Origin of the sequence: uncultured Jannaschia sp. (assembly GCF_947503795.1) — a bacterium.
In the GTDB taxonomy this organism is placed as follows: domain Bacteria; phylum Pseudomonadota; class Alphaproteobacteria; order Rhodobacterales; family Rhodobacteraceae; genus Jannaschia.
The window spans coordinates 2084738-2108179 of the sequence record NZ_CANNEZ010000001.1; the positions used below are offsets into that span (position 1 = coordinate 2084738).

Annotated in this window: 22 protein-coding genes; 7 read left to right on the forward strand and 15 right to left on the reverse strand. The window is 69.1% G+C overall.

Going from position 1 to position 23442, the window contains the following annotated elements:
• Positions 1-4: 4 nt before the first annotated feature.
• Entirely contained in the window at positions 5-580 is a 576-nt protein-coding gene (locus Q0833_RS10900) for a tetratricopeptide repeat protein (RefSeq protein ID WP_298433994.1), read from the reverse strand.
• Between the two features lie 42 nt (positions 581-622).
• Here Q0833_RS10900 and Q0833_RS10905 point away from each other — a divergent pair, with 42 nt between their 5' ends.
• Both Q0833_RS10905 and Q0833_RS10910 read left to right on the forward strand, forming a co-directional pair.
• On the forward strand, positions 623-904 hold the full coding sequence (locus tag Q0833_RS10905) for an SCP2 sterol-binding domain-containing protein (RefSeq protein ID WP_298433996.1): 282 nt from the start codon (positions 623-625) through the stop codon (positions 902-904).
• Between the two features lie 4 nt (positions 905-908).
• Positions 909-1835 carry an alpha/beta fold hydrolase gene (locus tag Q0833_RS10910; RefSeq protein WP_298433997.1) on the forward strand — a complete coding sequence of 309 codons (927 nt, stop codon included), beginning with the start codon at positions 909-911 and terminating at the stop codon, positions 1833-1835.
• A 490-nt stretch (positions 1836-2325) separates the two neighbouring features.
• On the opposite strand, the gene Q0833_RS10915 is transcribed toward Q0833_RS10910, so the two are convergent.
• From Q0833_RS10915 to Q0833_RS10965, 11 genes are all read right to left on the reverse strand, one after another.
• Entirely contained in the window at positions 2326-3000 is a 675-nt protein-coding gene (locus tag Q0833_RS10915) for an ABC transporter ATP-binding protein (RefSeq protein ID WP_298433998.1), read from the reverse strand.
• On the reverse strand, positions 2993-4261 hold the full coding sequence (locus Q0833_RS10920; protein WP_298433999.1) for a lipoprotein-releasing ABC transporter permease subunit: 1269 nt from the start codon (positions 4259-4261) through the stop codon (positions 2993-2995). The genes Q0833_RS10915 and Q0833_RS10920 overlap by 8 nt, the downstream gene beginning before the upstream one ends.
• Positions 4262-4353: 92 nt before the next feature.
• Positions 4354-5475, reverse strand: coding sequence for a DUF418 domain-containing protein (locus Q0833_RS10925; RefSeq protein ID WP_298434000.1), 1122 nt, complete (start codon positions 5473-5475; stop codon positions 4354-4356).
• Between the two features lie 197 nt (positions 5476-5672).
• On the reverse strand, positions 5673-7013 hold the full coding sequence (proS, locus tag Q0833_RS10930; protein ID WP_298434001.1) for a proline--tRNA ligase: 1341 nt from the start codon (positions 7011-7013) through the stop codon (positions 5673-5675).
• A 153-nt stretch (positions 7014-7166) separates the two neighbouring features.
• Entirely contained in the window at positions 7167-8714 is a 1548-nt protein-coding gene (locus tag Q0833_RS10935; RefSeq protein WP_298434002.1) for a Ppx/GppA family phosphatase, read from the reverse strand.
• Positions 8715-8822: 108 nt separating this feature from the next.
• A complete protein-coding gene (locus tag Q0833_RS10940) occupies positions 8823-9872 on the reverse strand; it encodes a permease (protein WP_298434005.1) in 1050 nt (349 codons plus the stop codon).
• A 55-nt stretch (positions 9873-9927) separates the two neighbouring features.
• The gene (locus tag Q0833_RS10945; protein ID WP_298434007.1) at positions 9928-10251 is read right to left on the reverse strand and encodes a helix-turn-helix transcriptional regulator; all 324 of its coding nucleotides are present in this window, start codon (positions 10249-10251) and stop codon (positions 9928-9930) included.
• Positions 10252-10295: 44 nt separating this feature from the next.
• Positions 10296-12512, reverse strand: coding sequence for an RNA degradosome polyphosphate kinase (locus Q0833_RS10950; protein WP_298434009.1), 2217 nt, complete (start codon positions 12510-12512; stop codon positions 10296-10298).
• Positions 12513-12595: 83 nt separating this feature from the next.
• Positions 12596-13252, reverse strand: a complete 657-nt coding sequence (locus tag Q0833_RS10955; RefSeq protein ID WP_298434011.1) for a hypothetical protein — start codon at positions 13250-13252, stop codon at positions 12596-12598.
• Positions 13249-14331, reverse strand: coding sequence for an AI-2E family transporter (locus tag Q0833_RS10960; RefSeq protein ID WP_298434013.1), 1083 nt, complete (start codon positions 14329-14331; stop codon positions 13249-13251). The genes Q0833_RS10955 and Q0833_RS10960 overlap by 4 nt, the downstream gene beginning before the upstream one ends.
• 294 nt (positions 14332-14625) lie before the next feature.
• Positions 14626-15078, reverse strand: a complete 453-nt coding sequence (locus tag Q0833_RS10965; protein WP_298434015.1) for a GatB/YqeY domain-containing protein — start codon at positions 15076-15078, stop codon at positions 14626-14628.
• Between the two features lie 198 nt (positions 15079-15276).
• Between Q0833_RS10965 and carA the strand changes: the two genes are divergently transcribed.
• Entirely contained in the window at positions 15277-16422 is a 1146-nt protein-coding gene (gene carA / locus Q0833_RS10970; RefSeq protein ID WP_298434018.1) for a glutamine-hydrolyzing carbamoyl-phosphate synthase small subunit, read from the forward strand.
• A 70-nt stretch (positions 16423-16492) separates the two neighbouring features.
• Positions 16493-18538 carry a glycosyltransferase family 2 protein gene (locus Q0833_RS10975; protein WP_298434021.1) on the forward strand — a complete coding sequence of 682 codons (2046 nt, stop codon included), beginning with the start codon at positions 16493-16495 and terminating at the stop codon, positions 18536-18538.
• Here the strand turns inward: Q0833_RS10975 and Q0833_RS10980 are convergent.
• A complete protein-coding gene (locus Q0833_RS10980) occupies positions 18535-19161 on the reverse strand; it encodes a GntR family transcriptional regulator (RefSeq protein ID WP_298434024.1) in 627 nt (208 codons plus the stop codon). The two genes, Q0833_RS10975 and Q0833_RS10980, sit on opposite strands and share 4 nt — an antisense overlap.
• A gap of 78 nt (positions 19162-19239) precedes the next feature.
• Between Q0833_RS10980 and Q0833_RS10985 the strand changes: the two genes are divergently transcribed.
• Entirely contained in the window at positions 19240-19884 is a 645-nt protein-coding gene (locus tag Q0833_RS10985) for a pyrimidine 5'-nucleotidase (protein WP_298434027.1), read from the forward strand.
• 40 nt (positions 19885-19924) lie between these two features.
• Complete coding sequence (locus Q0833_RS10990) at positions 19925-21109, forward strand: FAD-dependent oxidoreductase (RefSeq protein WP_298434030.1); 1185 nt, start codon at positions 19925-19927, stop codon at positions 21107-21109.
• A 157-nt stretch (positions 21110-21266) separates the two neighbouring features.
• Here the strand turns inward: Q0833_RS10990 and Q0833_RS10995 are convergent, their stop codons facing one another.
• Positions 21267-22409 (reverse strand): aminotransferase class V-fold PLP-dependent enzyme, encoded by a 1143-nt coding sequence (locus Q0833_RS10995; protein WP_298434033.1) that lies wholly within the window; start codon positions 22407-22409, stop codon positions 21267-21269.
• A gap of 169 nt (positions 22410-22578) precedes the next feature.
• On the opposite strand from Q0833_RS10995, the gene Q0833_RS11000 reads away from it, so the two are divergent.
• Complete coding sequence (locus Q0833_RS11000; protein WP_298434036.1) at positions 22579-22944, forward strand: cupin; 366 nt, start codon at positions 22579-22581, stop codon at positions 22942-22944.
• A gap of 7 nt (positions 22945-22951) precedes the next feature.
• On the opposite strand, the gene Q0833_RS11005 is transcribed toward Q0833_RS11000, so the two are convergent.
• Positions 22952-23401: an Lrp/AsnC family transcriptional regulator gene (locus tag Q0833_RS11005; RefSeq protein ID WP_298434039.1), complete on the reverse strand. Its 450-nt coding sequence runs from the start codon at positions 23399-23401 to the stop codon at positions 22952-22954.
• Positions 23402-23442 lie beyond the last annotated feature (41 nt).

The window sequence follows — 23442 nt, forward strand, 5'->3', positions numbered from 1 at the left end:
GAAGTCAGAGCGTCCGTCCGCCGGTCTGCTGCTCCAGCCGCTCGACTGCGGCGTTGACGTTCGCTTCGGCGGGATGGACCTCCTGCGCGGCGCGCAGCGCGTTGAGCGCACCCGCCTCGTCGCCAAGCTGTTCCAGCATGATCCCGAGCCCCGCCAGCGCCCCGAAATGACGGGGCTCGAGGATCAGCACCTGTTCGATATCCGAGATCGCGGGCCCGTAGCGCTCCATCATGAAGAAGGCGGTGGCCCGCTGGTTCCATCCTTCGGCGAAGTCAGGCGCATGGTCGGTCAGCGCGGTCAGATGCGCGATGGCGCGGGGGTAATCCTCGGCCGCCATCGCCCGGAGGCCCCGCTGCAGCAGAAGGTCGATCGTGGCGCTGCCCGAATGGGTCCAGCGCTCCTGGATTTCGCGGGCCAGCCGTGCGGCCTCGGCGGCATCATGCTCGGGCGTCAACGTCGAGAGCCGGTTCAGAAGCTGATCGACATCGCCGTCGAGTACCTGCGCCGCAACGGGCGCGGACGTGGCGTAACACGCGACGGCGACGCAGAGGGCCTTGAGCGTGACGCGCGCGTCCATCATCCTAGTTTCCGATCCACCCTTATCCGTCATCCAGAGGACATCATGAGCGACATCATCAACGAAGCCGTCACCCAGCTCTCGGCAAAGATCGGTACCTTCGACGGCTCCGTCAAGTTCGTGATCCCCGGCGAGGGGTCGATCATGGTCGATCAGGCCGGCGTGCGCGAGGGCGACGAAGACGCCGAATGCACCATGACCGCCGATGCGGAGACCTTCAAAGGCATCCTCGATGGCGACGTCAACGCGACCGCCGCCTTCATGTCGGGCAAGCTGTCGGTCGATGGCGACATGGGCACGGCGATGAAGCTCGGCGCGCAGCTCTAGCCCGGTGTCCGACGCCCCCTATTTCGCGGACGTGGCCATAGGGCCGCGTCCGTCGCGCTGCGTCTGGACCCGGACCTCGGACGACGTGACGCTGCGGGCGGCGACATGGGATACGGGGCCGCGCGGAACGGTGATGCTGTTCCAGGGGCGGACCGAATATATCGAAAAGTACTCCGATGCCGCGGCGCAGCTCGGGCAGCACGGCTTTGCCTGTGCGGCGATCGACTGGCGCGGCCAGGGCCTGTCGCCCCGCCCCGCCCGCGACCGGCGGCTGGGCCATGTCGGAGGGTTCGACGAGTACCAGCGGGACGTCGACGCCCTGCTGGAGGTTGCGCGCGATGCCGACCTGCCGCGTCCGTGGCACGTGCTGGGCCATTCGATGGGCGGCGCAATCGCGCTCCGGGCCTGCATGCGGCAATCGGTCTTCCGGCGCGCCGTGTTCTCGGCGCCGATGTGGGGCCTGACCCTGCGTCCGCACGAACGCGTGATGGGATGGGGTGTCTCGGGCCTGGCCTCGATGCTGGGCCTCGGCGAGCGCAACACGCCCGGATCGGGCAAGTCGGCCGATCCGGCGGGTCAGCCCTTCGAGGACAATCTCCTGACCACCGATCCCGAAATGTTCGCCTGGATGAAGCGGCAGATCGCGGAGCATCCCGACCTGGCGCTGGGCGGCCCGTCGCTGTCATGGCTCTGGGCGGCGCTGCGCGAGATGCACGCGATGGCGCGGATGGCGGCGCCCGATCTGCCCGCGCTGACGCTGCTGGGCACCGATGAGCGGATCGTGGATTCGGACGCGGTCCATGTTCGCATGAACGGCTGGGACGGGGGCACGCTCGAGATCGTCGAGGGCGCGCGCCACGAGGTTCTGATGGAAGGCGCGGACCGGCGGACGGCGCTCTACGATCGGATCGCCGCGCATCTGGCCGGCTGACGGGCGTCAACGAATCCTCAACACCCGGTTGGTATCGGAACAGGAGTCCCGAGGGTACGGCGGGGCGGTGAGATCGACGTCCCCGCGGGCGGCGGGCGATCCGGCGACTCTATCCATTCTTCGTACGAAGAATGGTGAAGATTGTTCGTACGAACAATCTCAGGAAGAACGTCCGAGCGCCGTAAATCTGGGAGATCTACGCAGGCATTCGACGTCGTGGATCAGGCGACTGACGTCGACTTCAAAAGTGATCAGACACAGGCGACGTCCGGCGGAGATCAGACACCCGATCACTGCGTGACCTTGGAAGCCATTGTCGGACGCCGATCGGCCACCGGCATCGGCGCGACCTTCGATAGGGGGACACATCGAACCCATCGGTCCGGCACCGCAGCGGACGAAGCGCGCCGCTCAGCATAGTCCGCGTGACCCGCCTGATGGGTCGCTAGCTGATCGACTGGAACAGATCCCAAACGTCAGATGAGGCCGCCTAGACCAACCGTCCCGCCTCCAACCGCAGCACGCGGTCCATCCGCGCGGCCAGCTCGAGATTATGCGTCGCGATCAGCGCGGCCATCCCAGTCTCGCGGACCAGCGCCATCAGCGCATCGAATACGGTATCCGACGTGCCGGGGTCGAGATTGCCGGTGGGCTCGTCGGCCAGCAGAAGCTCCGGCGCGTTGGCCAGCGCGCGGCAGAAGGCGACCCGCTGCTGCTCGCCTCCTGACATCTCGGCGGGGCGATGATCGGCGCGGTGACTCAGGCCCACCCGGCCCAGAAGATCGTCCGCTCGGGCCCGCGCGGCCGCCGGGGCAGCACCGTCGGCGAGCTGTGGCAGGACGACATTCTCGGCGGCCGTGAACTCCGGCAGGAGATGATGGAACTGGTAGATGAAGCCGATCCGCCGCCGCCGCGCGCGCGTCCGGGCCCGATCGCCCTGCCCCGTCAGGTCGTCGCCACCCAGCGTGACCCGGCCCGCATCGGGCGTGTCGAGCAACCCCGCGATATGCAGGAGCGTCGACTTGCCGGCACCCGAGGGCGCCACGAGCGCCGCGACCTCGCCCGACGCGATCGCCAGATCGACGCCGTTGAGCACCCGGATCTCGTTCGGACGGCCGAGGTGATATCCCTTGGCGATCCCCTCCAGCCGCAATGTCTCACTCATAGCGGAGCGCCTCGACCGGGTTCATCCGCGCCGCGCGCCGCGCCGGGAAGATGGTGACCACAAAGGACAGCGTCAGCGACAGGGCCACCGCCGTCAGCACGTCGCCCAATTCCAATCGCGCCGGCAGCGCCGAGATATAGCGCACCGACGGGTCCCAGACACCGCCCCCGGCCAGCGCGTTCACCGCGTTGAAGATCGGGTCGATATAGATCGCGAAAAGGCAGCCCAGCACCACGCCAATCACCGTTCCGAACACGCCGATGGACGCGCCGCAGATGAAGAAGACCCGCAGGATCGTCCCCTGGGTCAGGCCCATCGTCCGCAGGATGCCGATGTCGCGGCCCTTGTTCTTGACCAGCATCACGAGCCCCGACGTGATGTTGAGCGTCGCGATCAGCACGAGGATCGAAAGGATGACGAACATGATGTTGTCCTCCATCTGGAGGGCCCTCAGGAACGCGCCCGACGCGTTCTGCCACGTCCAGAGATAGGTCCCCTCACCCCCCGCCGCGATCAGGTCGGTGGCGAAGTCGTCCACCGTCTCGGGGTCGGCGACGGCGACCTGCACCGCGTCCGCCACGCCCGCCCGGTTGAAATAGATCTGGGCCTCGTCGAAGGGCATGTAGACACGGGTCGAGTCGATATCGAAGCGCCCGACCTGGAAGACGAAGGTCACCGGGTAGGCCTTGACGCGCGGGCTGGTCCCGAAGGCGGTCCGCACCCCGTCGGGCGAGATCAGGCGGATCGTGTCGCCTGCGCCCACGCCAAGGCTGCGCGCCACGCCCGAACCGATGGCGATCCCCTCGTCGAAGGCATCGATCGAGCCTTGGCTCTCCTCGGGGTCGGCGATGCGGGGGATCCGCCCGAGATCCTCGGCCCGGATGCCCACCACCTGCACGCCCGCGTTGCGGCCCGTTGCACTGGCCATCACCTGCCCCTCGATGACCGGAGCGGCGCGCAGCACGCCGGGGATCGCGGCCACACGCTCGGCCACGGCGTCGAACTCGGCAATGGTGCGCGTCGGCTGACCGTTGGGCAGGACCTCTCCGTAGTTGAGGACCTGGACATGGGGGTTGGCGCCGATGATCGTGTCGACGAATTCGAACCGGAAGCCCGACCGCACGGCGAGCGTGGCGATCAGCGCGAAGACGGCCAGCGCGATCCCGATCAGCGAGATCCACGTCATGACGCTGATCCCGCCCTCGGACCGGCGCGCGCGCAGGTAGCGCCAGGCGATCATCCACTCAAAACGTCTGAACATGGGGCCTCCGCGCCGGTTGGGGCCTAGGTGCGGGGGATGGACGGCGGGGTCAAGGTGGCGCCGCGCCATCGGCCTCCGCCGATCGGCACGGGTCACGACCCTCGGCGGAGGCCCGCATAGGTCATCCGGCGCAGGAGCCATTCGAATGGCCCTTGTGCGAACCGCATGCGCCAGACCGACAGCGCGACGATCAGAAGGACCGTCGTCAGAAGAGCGATCGCCACGGCCGCACCGCGCCCGACCGCGTTCCAGAGATCGGCGCCGTAGGCGGCGAACACGCTCGACAGGATGATCGACTGGCCGAGATAGATGCTGAGGCTGGACCCGCCGGCGGCGAGGGCCCGCGCCATGACCGGCCCCGGTTCGCGTGCGATGGCCGCGATGAGGCCGAGATAGCCAAGGGTCGCGACCGGCGCCGCCACGAAGGTGAGGGCCGCGCCAGGGATCGCGGCGCCCCATTGCCAGATGCCCGCACCGAGAAGGCTGAGGCCGAGGCCCGGTCCCAGACAGACCCGCCGCGCGCGACGCCAGAGCGGGTGGCCCGCCACGTCGATCATGCCGGATGTCACCGAGGCCAGCCCGAGGCAGAACCAGCCGAGCGCCGAAAGCCCCTGAACCACGAGAAAGAGCGGGAAGGTGAACGCGAATCCAATAGTGCGGAATATGACCGCATCGAGGATGCCGCCCTCCCCGAGTGCGGCGGCTTCGAAGAGGATGAACTCCGCCGGGGTGTCGGACGGCGCAAGAAGCAGCGGCAGCGCCACGACCGGCTGCACCACGAGGAGGACGGCCCCGACCCGGACGAGGCGGGAGACGGGCCAGTCGCGCATGAGATAGAGGATCGACCCGGTCACCGCATAGATCGCGAGGATGTCTCCGGGAAAGAAGAGGCAGCCGTGGAGCGCGCCCAAGAGCAGCAGACCGAGCATCCGGTTCCGGTAGATGCGACCGAAGGGCAGGTCACGGCGGGCCGCCGACCGCATCAGGAAGCCGAGCCCGACGCCGAACATGAACGAGAAGAGCCCGTAGGTCTTCAGTAGCGCCACGCCGTTGACCAGCCAGAGGACGATGGCATCGAGTGCCGTCTCGCCACTCTGGTCGGCGAAATCGGTCAGGACCGAAAAGGCGATATACTGGACGTTGACCACGACGATCCCGAAGAGCGCGATCAGCCGGAGATAGTCGGGCATCAGGGCGCGGTCGCGGATGGCCATGGCAAGGCTCCTCGTCCTCGGTCTACTCTAAGGGCCCGCAGATGTCGCCGGGCGCATATGGGAGGCGGATCGGTGCCCGCAAGCGGCTTCGGAAGCATGACGACCGCCCCGCAGGGGGCGACGCCCGCTTCCACAGCGCCCTGACGGATCAGGTCGGGCGATCCTCGGTCACGGGCGCGACCCGCCCCGCCGACGCGTCAGGGATGCGCCGCGTAGATCTCGCGCAGCTTCGCGATCGCCTCCTCCGGGGCCATCTCGACGCTTTCGCCGGTGCGCCGCGAGGTCAGCTCGACCTTGCCCGCGGCCAGGCCGCGCGGGCCGACGGTGATCCGCCAAGGCAGGCCGATCAGGTCCATCGTCGCGAACTTGCCGCCCGCCCGCTCCTTCGTGTCGTCGTAGAGCGGGTCCAGCCCCTCGGCCACGCATTGCGCGTAGATGCCGTCGCAGGCGCTGTCGGTGGCGCTGTCGTCCTGCTTGAGATTGACGATGCCGACGCGGAAGGGCGTGACGCCCTCCGGCCAGATGATGCCCTTGTCGTCATGGCTGGCCTCGATGATCGCGCCCAGAAGACGGCTGACCCCGATCCCGTGCGATCCCATATGCAGCGCGGTGGGCTTGCCGTCGGGGCCCTGCACCGTGGCGCCCAGGGCGTCGGAATACTTGGTGCCGAAATAGAAGATCTGCCCGACCTCGATGCCGCGCGCCGTGCGGCGGCGCTCCTCGGGGACCTCCTCGAAGAGCGCCGCGTCATGGGTCTCGTCGGTGCGGGCATAGCGCGAGGTGAACTCCTCCATCACGCCTGCGCATTCGGCGACGTCGTCATAGTCGATCTCGCGGTCGCCGAAGCTGAGCTCGGTGACCTCCGCGTCGTAGAACACCTCGCTCTCGCCCGTTTCGGCCAGCACCAGGAACTCGTGCGTGTCGTCTCCGCCCATCGCGCCGCTGTCGGCCCGCATCGGGATCGCCTGCAATCCCATCCGCTCGTAGGTGCGCAGGTAGCTGACGAGGTGGCGGTTGTAGGCGTGCAGCGCATCCTCGCGCGTCAGGTCAAAATTATAGCCGTCCTTCATCAGGAACTCGCGCCCGCGCATCACGCCGAAGCGGGGCCGCACTTCGTCGCGGAACTTCCACTGGATGTGGTAGAGCGTCAGCGGCAGCTGCTTGTAGGAGCCGACATTGGCGCGCACGATATCGGTGATCAGCTCCTCGTTAGTGGGGCCGTAGAGCATCTCGCGGTCGTGGCGGTCGGTGATCCGTAGCATCTCAGGGCCGAACGCGTCGTAGCGCCCGCTCTCGCGCCAGAGATCGGCCGATTGCAACGTCGGCATCAGCATCGGGATATGGCCCGCGCGCTGCTGCTCCTCGTGGACGATCTGCTCGATCCGGCGCAGCACGCGGTAGCCCAGCGGCAGCCACGAATAGATGCCCGCGCTCGATTGCTTGATCATGCCCGCCCGCAGCATCAAGCGGTGGCTGACGATCTGCGCCTCGGCGGGCGTCTCCTTGAGGACGGGCAGGAAGTAGCGGCTCAGGCGCATGGGTCGGGCTCCGGATCGGGTCGAAACCCGATAGCCCCCGACCCGGCGCGGGGCAACAGGGCCCGCGACGCGGGGCGGCAAATACTCGCGGGGGACCGGCGCACACCGTAGGGCGGCGGGCAAATTATTCCGGAATAATCTGCGCCCCCCGCGTCACCGGCGCACGACCTTCACGCGGGCCTCGGCGCCCAGGGACGCGGCGAGCGAGCGGAACCGCGCCTCGGCGACCTCGCCATAGAGCGCCTCGCCGTCGCCCTTGGGCAGCGCCAGTTCCAGCACGCCCTTCTTGGGATAGAGCTTCATCGCCCCCATCAGCGACGGATCCTGCGCCGAGAACATCGCGCCGAAGCGCATCGCCTTGCCGACCTGCTCGGCCTGCCAGGTGTCCTCCTCGGACAACAGGGGCGCCAGGTCCTCGAACGGCGTCCCCTCGCGCTTGTTGCGGTAGCGATGGAGAAGCGCCGCCCCGAGGAACACCCGCTCGGAATGGGTCAGTCCGCCGAGATTGGCGCGCGTGGCGTTGTCGAAGCAGATTTCCGCACGGTAGTCGGGATGCGCGCGCCAGGACACGTCATGCAGCAGGCAGCAGGCCCGGATCAGCCGGCGACGTCGGTCCGGCGCGCGGGTGAAGAGCGGCGAGACGAACTTGTAGAGCACCCGGCCGAAGCCCGGCAGGCGCGCGTCCTTGGCCTCGGCGAAACGACAGCTTTCGATCAGCGGGTCGCGGGCGCGCAGCACGTCGGGCATCTGTTCGTAGAGAAGCCCCTCGCGGATGCCGTAGGCCGAGATGGCGATGATCTTCGGGTGGAAGGTCTTGAGGACACGGCTCAGCACCTCGGTGGCCACCGGCACCAGCGACATCCGCGCGCCCGATGTGCCGGTGCGGCCGCGCAGATCCTCCAGATTGGCTTCGGCGATGTAGTCGAACGTCGCGCGCAGGTCCTTGGGCGTCATCGTGTATTCGTGAAGGACGTGCAGCGGATAGCCGCGCCGTTCCATGTCGATCCGCGCGATGGCGCGCCACGACCCGCCCACGAGGTAGAGCCGATCGTAGCGGTCGCGGCCGAGGGCCTCGGCCATCTCCCGAACACCCGCCTCGATCTCGCGCTTGCGGGCGGCGCGGCCCTTGGCGGCGGCGAGCTTCAGGGGCCCGAGCTTGCCCGAGACGACCGCCCCGACGGCCCCGCCCGACAGCTCGGCCAATTCCATCGACGAGCCGCCGATGTCGCACATCAGGCCCTCTGCCTCGGGCCAGCCCAGCAGCACGCCCTGCCCCGAGAGCCGGGCCTCCTCGGTGCCGTCGATCACCCAGAGTTTGAGGCCCGTCTCGGCGCGCACCTCGGCCTCGAAGGCGGGGCCGTCCTCGGCCTCGCGGACGGCGGCGGTGGCCACGACCGTCAGGGAATTGACCTCCATCCCGCGCGCGAGGATGGCGAAGCGCTTCAGCGCCACCATGGCGCGGGCGCGCCCCTCGGGGTTCAGCTTGCCCGTCTCGGAAAGGCCCGCGCCGAGGCCGCAGAGAATCTTCTCGTTGAAGAAATAGGCAGGCGAGCGCGCCGCCCCGTCGAAGACGACCAGCCGGACCGAGTTCGAGCCGACGTCGATCACACCGACCCGCCGCAGGCTGCGCGCTTCGGGGCCGTCGAAGAGCGGCGTCCCGAAGGGGCCGTAATCCGCGGGGTCGATCGGAGGCGTCGTCATCGGGCCCGCCCTCCCCCGGCGCAGCGTCACGGGGGAGGAGTGGCACGGGGTCGGGGATGGGTCAATCTAGGTGCCGCATCCCCGGCGCGCGAGGACGCGACGGCAGCGTCACGCGAGCCAGGCCTGGAACAGGAGCCCCGAGGCCAGCGAGCCCGTCAGCGCCAGCGCGATATAGAGGACGAAGACCGACCGCTTCGCCAGAGCCCAGACCGCGATGGCGGCGGGCAGCGAGGTCACGCCACCCGCCACGAGGAAGGCGAGCCCGGCGCCGGGTGCCATCCCCTGATCGACCAGCCCCGAAACCAGCGGCAGCGCCGCGTAGCCGTTGAGATAGGCGGGCACGCCGACCAGCGTGGCCGTCAGGATCGAGCTAATCCCGGTGCCGCCCACCGCCTGCGCGACCCATTCGGCAGGCACGAAGGCGATCATCAGGCTTTCGAGAATGAAGGCGAGGGTCAGCCATTTGAAGAGAAAGAGCGTCGTCTTGACGGCATCGCGCCGGAAGCGCGCGCGCCGTTCTGTATCGTGCCAGAAGGCCCAGACGGGGGGCTTGGGGTTGCGGACACTGGACGCGCCGCAGCCGCCATTGCCGACGCCATCCCGCAGCGGCGCGGCGAAAGCCCCCGCGCGGGTCAGTTGCAGCGTCACGAGCCCGCCGAAAAGGCCCAGACCGATGGCGGCCATGGTCTTGGCGACCGCGAACTCGAAGCCGAGAACGCCTGCCGTCAGAACGAACATCGATGGATCGATGACCGGCGAGGCGAGCCAGAACGCCATCACCGCCGACAGGGGCACCCCCATCGCGAGAAGTGCGGCGATGAGCGGGATCACTCCGCAAGAACAGAAAGGCGATAGCCCGCCGAATGCTGCCGCGAGGGCAATCATCAGGAGGGGCGAGCCGGTGAAGGCGCGCGCGATCAGGCCGTCCGCCCCGGTGGCGCCCGCATAAGCCGCGAGCGCGATCGACAAGAGAAGGTAGGGCGCCGTTTCGGTCAGGGCACGGGCGACGAAGGCGAGCGTGTCGCGGGCCTGTGCCGGATCGGCGATGGCGAGGCCGAGAAAGATCGCGGCCGACAACAGCCAGATCCTGTGATCCGCCCAGACCTGTCGGGCGAACGCGGCGGCGGGGCTCGGCGGACGGCGGGCGATATCGGTCATATCAACATATCCGGTTTCATGGTCATTTCAGGGCGAAGAAAACGTCTCTCGGACCTCATGCCGCGTCCTCCCGCACGAGGGACACGCCGTGGCAGCATTCCTCGGTCAAAAAGCCGAGTGCCGCCGTCATGCGGGCGTAATCCGCACGGTTGACGACCTCGCGGCCGCGCCGCTCCTGCTGCACGAGACCGGCCGCGACCAATGTCCGCAGGTGGTGCGCGAGCGTCGAGAGCGGCAGGTCCGTATGCGCGGCGATATCGCCCACGATCAGGCCGTCATGCCCGGCACGCACCAGCAGGCGAAATACGTCGAGCCGGGCGGCATGCCCGAGCGCGGCGAGTGCGGCGGCGGTGGCGGCGGTGCGGTCGTCATCGGTCATGCGGCATGATGTAACCACATTTCCGGTTTTGTAAAGACGCCGCCTCAGTCCGGCGAGTGCGTCAGCGCGGGCACGTCCTTGGCCCCCGCGCTCCCGCGACCCGACAGCGACGGGTTCTCCATGAAGAAGCGATGGCAATTGAACGGATTGTCGAGCGCCGAGAGGTCGGGCCGCGTCCACTCTCCCTCGGGGCCGAGGGTCCAGCTCTGCGCCACGTCGGCGAGGTTGGCGGCCATGATCTGGCCCACGATCTGCGCCTTCACGGTCGGGTTGGTGCATTCGACCAGCGTCTCGATCCGGCGGTTCAGGTTGCGGCCCATCCAGTCGGCCGAGCTGATATAGACGCGCGCTTTCTTGTGCGGCAGGCCGTGACCGTTCCCGAAGCACACGATGCGGCTGTGTTCGAGGAAGCGTCCGACGACCGACTTGACGCGGATCGTCTCTGAAAGCCCCTCGACACCCGGCCTCAGGCCGCAGATGCCGCGGATCACGAGGTCGATGCGCACCCCCGCCTGGCTGGCGTCGTAGAGCGCGTCGATCACGTCCGGCTCGATCAGCGCATTCATCTTCGCCCAGATCATCGCGGGCCGCCTGGCGCGCGCATGCTCGGCTTCCTCGGCGATGGACGCGATCAGCCGCTGCTTGATGCCCGAAGGCGAGATCGTCAGCGATTCCAGCCCCTCGGGCGGCGCATAGCCCGAGATGTAGTTGAAGACCTTCGTCGCATCCCGCGCCAGCGTGTCGCTGACGGTGAAGAGCGACAGGTCGGTATAGATGCGCGCCGTGATCGGGTGGTAGTTGCCGGTCCCGAAATGCGAATAGGTCACCAACCGGTCGCCCTCGCGGCGGACGACGGTGCTGATCTTGGCGTGGGTCTTGTAGTTGGTGAAGCCGTAGACGACATGCGCGCCCGCCCGCTCCAGCCGCCGCGACTGGCGGATATTGGCGGCCTCGTCGAAGCGCGCCTTCAACTCGACCAGCGCGGTCACCTGCTTGCCGTTCTCGGCCGCCTCGCAGAGCGCCGCGACGATCGGGCTGTCGCGCGACGTCCGGTAGAGCGTCTGCTTGATCGCCACCACATCCGGGTCGGTCGCCGCCTGCGCGAGGAAGCGGATGACCATGTCGAAGGTCTCGTAGGGATGGTGCAGCAGCATGTCCTTCTGGCGGATCGCGGCAAACATGTCGCCGTCATGGTCCTGCACGCGTTCGGGGACGCGCGGCGTGAAGCTGGACCAGAGGAGGTCCTTGCGGTCGTCGACCACCAGCTCCTTCAGGGCCGCGAGCCCGATTAAGCCATCGACCTCGATGACCTCGTTCTCCTCGACGCCGGTTTCCTCGATGATGGTCCGGCGCAGGCCTGTCGGCGCGTTTGCCGTGATCTTCATGCGAACGACCTCGCCCCGTCGGCGGCGCTTGAGCGCCGTCTCGAACTCGCGCACGAGGTCCTCGGCCTCCTCCTCCACCTCCAGATCGCTGTCGCGCAGCACGCGGAACGCGCAATGCCCCTTGATCGCGTAGCCCGGAAAGATCTGTTCGATCCGCATCAGGAGGAGATCCTCGAGCGGCAGGAACCGGATATGCGGCGGCGTGTCGTCCCCGGTCGGCGCGTCCTCGAGCCGCAGGAACCTGTCGATCTGCGCGGGCACCGGCAAGAGCGCGCGCAACGTGCGGCCGTCGGCTTTCCGTTGCAGCTCGACGGCCAGCGCAAAGCCCTCGTTGGGGATGAAGGGGAACGGGTGCGCGGGGTCGATCGCCAGCGGCGAGAGGACGGGAAAGACCTCGCGCATGAAGCGGTCGGCAAGCGTTTCGCGTTCCTCCCCGGACAGACCCTCGGGCGTCAGAAGGCAGATGCCGGCCTCTTCCATCTCGTCGCGCAGGGTCTTCCAGGTGGTCTGCTGTCTCTCCAGCAGGCGCAGCGCCTCGGCGTCGATCAGAACCAGCTGTTCGGCGGGGCTGCGCCCGTCGGCGGCGGGGGTGCGGTTCCCGGCGCGCGCCAACTCCCGCAGGCCGGCCACGCGCACGGTGTAGAATTCGTCGAGATTGGCCGCCGAGATCGACAGGAAGCGCAGCCGTTCCATCAAGGGCACGCGGGGGTTGTCGGCCTCTTCCAGCACGCGCCAGTTGAACGACAGCCATGACAGCTCGCGGTTGAAGAACCGGCGCGGCCCCTCGCGGCGGGCCGTGTCCAGCGCCCTGGGCGCAGGAAGATCCGCGTTCAGGAAGTCGGCATCGGGGGCGTGGACGCTCTGGCTGTCGGGCATGGGGCTGCGGCTACCCTTCGGGTATGACGGAAGAATGACGGGGTGTGGCCCGAGGATAGGCCAGACGCCCGCCGCGCGCCAGTTCACCCGTCGAGAAGGCTCCGGGCGAGCGCGAGATTGGGCGCCACGCCCTGCGCCAGCGACTCCCGGTCCAGCCGATCGACCATCGTCGCGGCGGCGGCGAAGCTGCGTTCCATCCGAGGCAGGAGATAGCCGATCAGCGCCGGCTTCACCTGAAGCTGGCGGTCCGCGAAGAGCTTGATGAGCACGACCGACAGAAGGACGTCGTCCGGGTCTTCGATGATCGCGGGCGTGATCGCGCCCAGCCGCGACGCCAGGTCCGGCAGCGCGACATCCCAGCGGGCGGGCGACATCCGGCCCGTCAGGACGAGACCCGCACCGCTGCGCGCGGCGGCATTCAGAAGGTGGAAGAGCGCGGCCTCGTCCACGCCCCGGTCCGCATCCTCGACCACAAGTGGCCCCTCGGCCAGATCGGGCGCCATTTCGGGCGTGAGGCTGGCGGCCGGCATGATCCGTGCGCCCGCCGTCTCGGCCCAGATCGCGGCCAGGTGGGACTTGCCGCAGCCCTCTGGCCCGATCAGCGCCAGTCGCGCTTCGGGCCAGTCAGGCCAGGTCTCGATCAGGGCATGGGCGGTCGCGTTGGACGGGGCCACCATGAAGTCGTCGCGCCCCCGCGCCTCGAGGCGCGGTAGCGGGAAGGCCAGCTGGTCGACGGTCACTCGCCCGGCTCGACCGGGTCGGCGGGTCGGTCAGACCCGCGATAGAGGAGGCTCTCGCGATAGCGCGCCAGAACGAAGCGCGCGATGACGCCCAGCGCCGCCGCCACCGGAACGGCGACCAGCATTCCGACAAAGCCGTAGATGCTCCCGAAGGCCGAGAGTGCCAGGAGGAGCCAGACCGGATGCAACCCGACGGACGAGCCGACGAGCTTGGGCGTCAGGATGTTCCCTTCGAGAAACTGGCCCGCCGCGAAGATCGCCGCGACAAGACTGATCGACAGCCAGTCGCCCCAGAACTGGAAGAGGGCCAGGCCGATGGCGAGCGCCCCGCCGACCAGCGCGCCCACATAGGGGATGAAGGTGATCAGCCCCGCGACCGCCCCCACCACGAGGCCGAACTGCAACCCCACGGCCATCAGCGCGACCGAGTAGAACGTGCCGAGGATCAGGCAGACGGTCCCCTGCCCGCGCACGAAGCTGGCCAGCGTGCGGTCGATCTCGCGCGCGACCTCGCGGACGGTGCCGACATGATCCCGAGGCAGAAGCTCGTCGATCCGCGCGACCATGTTGTCCCAGTCCAGCAGCAGGTAGAACGCCACCACCGGCACGACGACGATGAAGACGAGCGCGTTGACCACGCCGAACAGTCCCGCGACCACCTGCTGTGCCAACTGTCCGCCGCGCGCGCGGATCGTCTCGCCCAGGTCGGTCAGACCCCGGCGGATCAGCCCGTCCTGTTCCATGAGGTCCGGGAAGCGCAGCGTGAGCCAGTCGCGCAAGGCTTCGAAATAGGTCGGGGCCGCCTGCACCAGCGCGCTGCCCTCGCGGATGATCATCGGGATGACGAAGCCGACGGCGAGGACGAGCACAAAGAGCCCGACCAGCACGATCACGGTCGTCGCCGCCCAGCGCGGCAGGCCGATCCGCTCCAGCCGGTCGGCCAACGGGTCGAGGATATAGGCGATGGCGCCGCCGACGATGAACGGCAGCAGAATAGGCCCCAAATACCACAGGATGACGAGGAAGACCGCCGTGGCGAGCCCCCAGTAGAGCGCCTGTTGCCGGACCGGCAGTGCCATGGATCGTCCTTTCGATTGGGCGATAGATGCCCATCGGGGACGTGGGACGCAAGATGGTGCGGGGCGGGGTGGACGGCGCAAGGGCTGGCCGGATGGACCCGGCCGAAGCCTCGCGCGCGGGAAGAGATTGTTCGTACGAACAATCTATCCGTTTCTTCGTACGAAGAAACGCGATGCCGGACCTCGAGCGCCGCCGGCGCGCATCCGGCGAACGTCTCTTCTGGCCTGCGCGCGGCCCACGCTCCGTTCTGGACGGAAAAGGATTAAGGACGCGTCAACGGGCCAAAGCGATCGTCAGACCAGGCGCGCCTTTACCATCGGGCCAACAGCGGCAAAGTCGATCTGCCCTTGGTGGCGATCTTTCAGGATGCCCATGACGCGACCCATGTCCCGCAGCGACGCTGCACCCGTCTCGGTGATCGCCGCGTCCAGCGCCGCCTCGACCTCGCTGTCGGAGAGCTTCCGGGGCAGGAACTCCTCGACGATCGCGATCTCGCTGCGCTCCTGCTCGGCCAACTCCAGCCGCCCGGCTTCCTCGTAGGCGCGCGCCGATTCCTGTCGCTGCTTGACCATCTTGGCGAGGATCGCCAGCGCCTCCGCGTCGCCCACGGTGCGCCCTTCGGCCCGGAGCGCGATGTCCTGGTCCTTCAGCGCCGCGTTGATCAGCCGCAAGGTTCCGACCCGGCGCGAATCCTTGTCGCGCATCGCCGCCTTCAGCCCGGAGGCCAGCCTGTCCCGCAATTCCATTCCGTGCCACTCCGCACCGGTTTCGACGAAGGGGCGAACTTAGGGAATGACGGCGCGCGGGGCAACGCGCCGCGACCTCGCGTCACGCCGGGTCCGTGGCGCATCGGCCACGGCGCCTCCGCGCCTTGACCCGGCCCGGCGCCGGGCCTATGCCCCCGGACGTTTGCCCGACTGCCGTCCTGCCCTCCGGAGCGTCCCATGTCCCAGCACCCCACCGCCTGCCTCGCCCTCGCCGACGGAACGGTCTTCCGGGGCCGCGGCTTCGGTGCCACCGGACAGGCCACCGCCGAGCTCTGCTTCAACACCGCCATGACCGGCTACCAGGAAATCATGACCGACCCGTCCTATGCGGGCCAGATCGTGACCTTTACCTTCCCGCATATCGGCAATACCGGCATCACCCCCGAGGATGATGAGACCGCGGACCCCGTCGCGTCGGGCATGGTCGTCAAATGGGATCCGACCGAGCCGTCGAACTGGCGCAGCACGCGCGATCTCGAGGATTGGTTGGCCGCGCGCGGCCGGATCGGGATCGGCGGGATCGACACGCGCCGGCTGACGCGTGCGATCCGCCAGCAGGGCGCGCCGCATGTGGCGCTGGCCCACGATCCAGACGGCGCGTTCGACATCGAGGCGCTGGTCGCCGCCGCCCGCGCCTTCCGCGGCCTCGAGGGCATGGATCTCGCACGCGAGGTCACGACAGCGCAATCCTACCGCTGGTCCGAGACGAAATGGGCCTGGCCCGACGGATACGGCACGCAAGAGGCACCGAAATACAAGGTCGTCGCGATCGATTATGGCGCCAAGCGCAACATCCTGCGCTCGCTCGCCCATGTCGGCTGCGACGTCACGGTCCTGCCCGCGACGGCCACCGCAGAGGAGATCAAGGCCCTGAACCCCGACGGTCTGTTCCTGTCGAACGGGCCGGGCGATCCGGCGGCGACCGGCGAATACGCCGTCCCCGCCATTCGCGAGATGGTCGAAAGCGGGATCCCCGTCTTCGGCATCTGCCTCGGGCACCAGATGCTGGCGATGGCGCTGGGCGCGAAGACGGTCAAGATGAACCACGGCCATCACGGCGCGAACCATCCCGTCCAGCGGCGCGACGACGGCAAGGTCGAGATCACCTCGATGAATCACGGATTCACCGTCGATGCGCAGACGCTGCCCGACGGCGTGGAGGAGACGCATGTCTCCCTCTTCGACGGCTCGAATTGCGGCATCCGCCTCTCGGGAAAGCCCGTCTTCTCGGTCCAGTACCACCCCGAGGCGTCGCCGGGGCCCCATGACAGCGCCTATCTCTTCGACGATTTCGCAACGGCCATGGCCGCCCGCGCGGGCTGAGCCCGCAGAGTTAACCCTTCGTTAAGCCATAGGCGGCGACGGTCTCCGGACGTTCAGTTCCGAGACCGCCATGTCATCGTCGCTACAGCCCTCTGATTTCCCTGACCTGCCAGAGGCTTACGAGCGGCCGGCGGTCGAGAGAGCCGTGCTGCCCTTCCCCGAATCGGCCGCCCCGCCCGAAGCCGCACCGCTCGATCCGATCTCCCCGCCCGGACCGGCCTTTCGCCATGTCGATCCGGTCCGGCGACCGCGTCTCGGCGAAGTTCTGCTCGACATGGGCGTCATCGGTCAGCCGGACCTGACCCATGCGCTGATGCTGCAGAGACGATTCGAGGCGCGGCTCGGCGATGTCCTCTTGCGGCGCGGCCTCGTCTCCAGCGAGAACCTCGCCCGCGCCATGGCCCGGCAGCGTGGCCTCGGGCGGGCGGATGCGGCGCCGCGCGGCTGCCCGCGCAGCGACGAGATGGCGCGCCGCCTGCCGCACGAGATCGCGATCGCATTCCTCGCCCTGCCCTGGGACCGGATCGGCGGCCTGACGCGGATCGCCACCGCACGGCCCGAACGTCTCGACGAGCTCCGCGATGCCGTCGCCCCCTACTTCGATGCCTGCGTCTTCGTCGTCGCCACCGATGCCGAGATCGAGGCCCGGCTGGCGATCGTCCACGGCGACGCGCTGGCGCGGGCCGCGGAATGTCGGGTCCCTGCCCACCAGAGCTGCCGTCACTGGAAGACACGCTCGGCGCCTGCGCTGTTCGCCATCGTCACGATGCTGGCGATCCTCGCGATCTCCGAATGGCCCGCGACGGCGCTGCGGCTGGCCATTGTTGCGGCGGTCGGCGTCAGCATCGCCAGCCTCGCGCTCCGGTTCGCGGCCCTCATCGCGGTGCGCCTGCCCGCGCGGCGCGGCTTCGCCTCGGTCCGGCCGCCGCGCGTCGCGATGCGCAAGCTGCCCTGCGTCACCATCCTCGTGCCGCTCCACCGCGAGCCCGACATCGCGCGCCCCCTGACCGAACGGCTCTCCCGGCTCGACTACCCGCGGGAGCTTCTGGACATCTGCCTCGTGGTCGAGGCCGGCGACACCTGCACGCTCGAGGCGTTGGACGGCGCGACCCTGCCGCCCTGGATGCGCGTGATCCCGGTCCCCGACGGCCATCCGCGCACCAAGCCCCGCGCGATGAACTACGCCCTGAACTTCGCGCGCGGCGAGATCGTCGGGATCTACGACGCCGAGGACGCGCCCGCCCCCGACCAGATCCGCACCATCGTCGAGCGCTTCGAGGCTGCGCCCGCGACCACCGCCTGCCTTCAGGGCCAGCTCGACTTCTACAACCCGACCCGCAACTGGATGGCGCGATGCTTCACCATCGAATACGCGAACTGGTTTCGCCTCATGCTGCCGGGAATCGCGCGGATGGGCCTGGTCGTCCCGCTCGGGGGAACGACGCTATTCTTTCGCCGCGACGTTCTGGAAGCGGTCGGCGGCTGGGATGCCCATAATGTGACCGAAGACGCCGATCTGGGCGTCCGTCTCGCACGCGGGGGCTGGCGCACCGAGATCGTGCCGACCACCACGCTGGAAGAGGCGAATGCCTCGCCGATGGCGTGGGTCCGGCAGCGGTCGCGCTGGATCAAGGGCTACATGATGACCTGGGCTGTCCACAGTCGCGACCCCGTCCGGCTGTGGCGCGATCTCGGGCCGAAGCGCTTCTTCGGCTTCCACCTCCTGTTTCTCACCTCGGTCCTCAGCGCGGCCCTTCTGCCGGTGCTCTGGTCGCTCGCGGTGCTGATCTTCGGGATCGGCCACCCGATCGAGGCATGGCTGCCGCCGGGCGGCGCATTCCTTCTGGGCGCCGTGATGGCGGGCCTGTCGCTGGTGTCGATACTCCTGACCTTCGCGGGGTGCGCGGCAGCGCATCATCGCCATCTCCGGCCGTGGATTCCGACCCTCATGGTCTATTTCCCGCTGGCGACGCTGGCTCTCCTGAAGGCGGCGGCCGAGGTCGCGTCGAAGCCGTTCCACTGGGACAAGACCGAACACGGAACCTTCGGCGGCGTCGAGGGCGACGGCGATATCGAGACCCTTCAGGCCGCGATGGCGGCCCCGCCGGGCCGCTAGATCCGCCGCGCCTCCTCGCGCAGCCGGACTTCGAACGCGGTGCTCAGATGCTGGCGCAACGCGGCGGCGGCGCGGTCGCCGTCGCGCGCCGCGATCGCCTCGACGATCGTGTCATGTTCCTCTAGCGCCGCGGTCCCGCGCCCGTCGGCGGCCAGCGAGGTCGTCGCCATCAGCGCCATGGACCGGTGTACCATTCCGAGCTGCTGCACGAGGTAACGGTTATGCGACGCCCTGTGGATCTGCTCGTGAAACCTCCGGTTCGCCCGCGACAGCGCCGCCGCGTCACCCAGAAGCGCGCGATCCTCCTCGACCATCGCGGCCAGCACGGTGATCTCCTCGCGGGCGGCATGCTGGGCGGCCAGCCGCGCGGCCAGCGCCTCAAGCTCGGTCCGCACGACGTAGAGCTCCGCCATCTGATCATGGCTCAGCGTCGCCACGATGAGCGAGCGGCCGTCCCGCGCCAGAAGCGCCTGGGTCTCCAGCCGTTGCAATGCCTCGCGGACGGGGGTGCGCGACACGCCGAGGCGGTCGGCCAGTTCGCTTTCCACCAGCCGGTCGCCGGGCCGATAGGTGCCCTGGTCGATGGCGTCGATGATGAGGGTGTAGGCGTCTTTCGGAGTCATCGCGCGACGCTAGACGCACCCCCGCGGCGGAGCAAGCACGGGGGTTGCGGGGCCCCGCCACAGCCGCTAGCGGCGGGCATGGGTTTCGATCACGTCACCACCTGGGTCTTCGATCTCGACGAGACGCTCTATTCGCCCCGCACCCCGCTCTTTCCCCAGATCGAAGCGCGGATGGTCGGCTGGATCGTCGCCGAACTGGGCGTCACCGCGGCCGAGGCGGATCGCCTGCGGGCCCGCTGGTGGCACGATCACGGCACCACGCTCGCCGGGCTGATGGAGGAACACGGGACCGATCCCGACCCGTTCCTGCGCGACGTCCACGACATCGACTTCTCTGTGCTGGCACCCGACCCGGACCTGCGGGCGGCGATCGCGGCCCTGCCGGGCCGCCGAATCATCCATACCAACGGCACGGCCGATTACGCGGCCCGCGTACTCGATGCCTGCAATCTTTCAGGGCTCTGGGATGCGGTCCACGGGATCGAGCATTCCGAGGCCCATATCCCCAAGCCCGACGCTCGCAACTACGCGGCGACCCATGCGCGCGACGGGCTCGATCCCGCGCGGAGTGCGATGTTCGAGGACAGTCCCCGCAACCTCGAGGTGCCCGCGGGTCTCGGGATGGCGACGGTGCAGGTCGGCCCGGCCCGCGCCGCGGATCCCTATATCCATCATCACACTGCCGACCTTGCCGGGTTCCTGCGCGGCATCGTCGCGGACTGACGGGGTGGAAGGTGGGCGGTCTGCGGACTACCTCGACCCCATGGCATTCGACACCGACATCCTGATTGCGGGCGCGGGCCCCGCGGGCCTCGCCGCCGCCTGCGCACTGGGCGCCGAGGGGCACCGCGTGACCCTCGTGGACCCTGCGCCGCCAGTGACCGGCGAGGACGCGCCCGGCGCCGACCTCCGCACGACCGCGCTTCTGCAGCCCGCCCGCGCGTTGCTCGACCGGGCTGGCGCCTGGGACGGGCTGGCCGCCCACGCGACCGAGCTCTGGACGATGCGCATCGTCGATGCCGCCGGACCCGATCCCGTGGCCCGCGATTTCGACGCGCTCGACATCTCGGACGCGCCCTTCGGGTGGAACCTGCCCAATTGGCTTCTCCGACGCGAACTCCTCGCGCGGGCCGAGGCGCTCGAAACGGTGACCCTGCGCTTCGACCGCTCCGTCGCGTCGCTCCTCCTCCGCGAGGCCGAGGCCCGCGTCACCCTGTCGGATGGCGCACGCATCGCGGCACGCCTGGTGCTGGCCTGCGACGGCAAGGCGAGCCCGTTGCGCGACATGGCCGGAATCGGCGCGCGCAGCGTGGACTACGGCCAGACGGCGATCGTCTTCGCCGTCGCCCATGCCGCCCCGCACGACAACGTGTCGATCGAGGTGCACCGCGCGGGCGGACCCTTCACGCTGGTGCCCCTGCCCGACCGGGACGGGGCACATCGTTCGGCGGTCGTCTGGATGGACGAGGCGGGGGCGCAGATCCGCCGCATGGACCTCGACGACGACGCCTTCCTGGGCGAGGCCGAGGCGCGGGCGGCGGGCGCGCTCGTGCCGCTCCGCCTCGTGTCGCGCCGCGCCGCTTGGCCGATCGTGTCCCGGCTGGCCGACCGCTTCACCGCGCGCCGCTTCGTGCTGGCCGCCGAGGCCGCCCATGCGATGCCACCCATCGGCGCGCAGGGCCTGAATACCTCGCTGGCCGACATCGCCCTTCTCCGCAACCTCTGCGCCGAGGGCGAGATAGGGTCGCGCGCGATGCTCGACAGCTATCAGCGCCGCCGCTGGACCGAGGTCGCCGCGCGGATGGCGGGGATCGACCTGCTCAACCGAACGTCCATCGCGGGGGGCGCGCCGATGCAGGCCGCACGCGGCTGGGGGATCGGGCTGATCCACGACATCGCGCCGGTGCGGACGCTGCTGATGCGACTGGGGCTCGGGCGCGCAGCCTGACGGCGCCCGCGCAATCGCGACATTCGATTCGCAAAGTCCTATCGGGCCGATCGCGATAGTCTGACGCTCACATTGCGCGGCCCCCGGCACATCGGTCGCGATTTTTCGTACGAATAATCTTCGCAAAGGCTCGAAGGTTCGGACGGTCCCAAAGCCCTCAGGCCGCCCGCTCCGAGGCCAACACATCGTCGAGCACGACGCGGAGCCGATCCGCCGTCCCCTCCACGTCCTTGAGCTTGTCCAAGCCGAAGAGCCCCAGACGGAACGTCGCGAAATCGTCCGGCTCGTCCACCGCCAGCGGCACGCCTGCCGCGATCTGCATCCCCCGCTCGGCGAAGGCCTTCCCCGTCTGGATCGCCGGCGACGGCGCATAGGCCACGACGACGCCAGGCGCCTCGAACCCCTCGGCCGCGACGGATCGCAGCCCCCGCTCGGCCAACATCGCGCGCACCCTCCGGCCCAGCGCGAACTGCGCGTCCCGTGCCGCGTCGAACCCGAAGGCCCGCGTCTCGGCCAGCGCGTCACGAAACACCCGCAGCCCGTCGGTCGGCATCGTCGCGTGGTAGGCGTGGCCGCCACCCAGATAGGCGTCCATGATCGACAGCCATTTCTTCAGGTCGATCGCGAAGCTGTCCGACGCACTGGCCTCGATCCGCGTCCGTGCCCGGTCGGACAGCATGGCGAGCCCCGCGCAGGGCTGCGCACTCCAACCCTTCTGGGGGGCCGAGATCAGCACGTCGACGCCGGTGGCGCGCATATCCACCCAGGCGCAGCCCGACGCGATGCAGTCCAGCACCATCAGCCCGCCGACCTCGTGCGCGGCGGCGGCGATTTCGGCGATGTAGTCGTCGGGCAGGATGACGCCCGCACTCGTCTCGACATGCGGGGCAAAAACCACGTCGGGCTTGGTCTCGCGGATGCGCGCGGCGACCTCGGCGGCGGGGGGCGGCGCGAAGGGCGCGCGGCTGTCATTGCCCGTCTGGCGAGCCTTCATCACCTCGTGGCCCTCGGTGAAGGCGCCCGCCTCCATGATCTGCGACCAGCGGTAGGAGAACCAGCCGTTGCGCACCACGAGCGCCCGAGCCCCCTGTCCCAGCTGGCGCGCGACGGCCTCCATCGCGAAGGTGCCCCCGCCGGGGATGATGGCGACGTGATCCGCGCCGTAGACCGACTTCAGCCCGGCATCGAGATCGCGCATCACCTCCTGGAAGGCAGCCGACATGTGGTTGAGCGAGCGGTCCGTAAACACGACCGAGAACTCCTCCAGCCCCGTCGGGTCCACCGTGTCGAGCATTGCCATCGTCGATCCTCCCCTGGCTGCGCCCGCTTTTTCCATGGGGCCGCGCGCTTGGCAAAGCCTATCTCGGCATACGACGCGGCGGGCGCCCGGTCGCGCGCCCCGTGACCGATGGTCGCCAACGCCTTAGGCTTTGGCCGCGCGCCACTCCCGGCGCGACGGGGGGACGCGCATGATCTACCACCATCTCTACAGCGATGCGGACGGCGAAAGCCGCTGGCGCGACGTGACCGTCGATCTCGAGGAGCGCAGCTTCGCCCCGCCCGCTCGCGCCATCGAGATCTCGGCCCCCCGCGATGCCCGCCGCAGCCTTTTCCTGCGTCTGCGGGCCGGCTGGAACGAACCGATCCACCCGACCCCGGTCCGCCAGATGCTCGTCCCGACCGCCGGCCGCATCCGCGTCACGGCCAGCGACGGGGAGGCACGCGAGATCGCGCCGGGCCGGATCTGGCTGATGGAAGATCGCAGCGGCAAGGGACACCACACCGAGGTGATCGGCGACGAGGATTTCCTCTGCGTGATCGTGCAATACGACTGAGGCGCGCTCAGATCGGGCCGGCCAGCCGCTCTTCGCTCAAAAGGACGTTCGCCTCGACCTCGCCCACCCCCGGCAGCGCCATGACCCGCCGCCGCAGGACCCGCTCGAAATCCGCCAAGTCGCGTGCCGTGACCCGCAGCCTGTAATCATAGCGCCCGAGTACGTGATCGACCCGCCGCACCTCGGGGATCGCGCTGACGGCGCGCTCGAAATCCTCGAGACTGACCCGCCCCTTCGTCGCCAGCTTCACCCCGAGGAACACGGTTACCCCGAAACCCAGCTTCTCGAGATCGAGATCGAGGACGCGCCCGCGCAGCACACCCGCCTCGCGCAGACGCCGCATCCGCCGCCACGCCGCCGGCTGTGACAGCCCCACGGCCCGGCCCACGGCCCCGGCCGACAGCGTCGCGTTGCCCTGAAGCACCCGCAGGATCGCCCGGTCCAGATCGTCGATCATCGGGCCGCCTCCTCTGGCCGGAAATACCTCGGGGGGTCGAG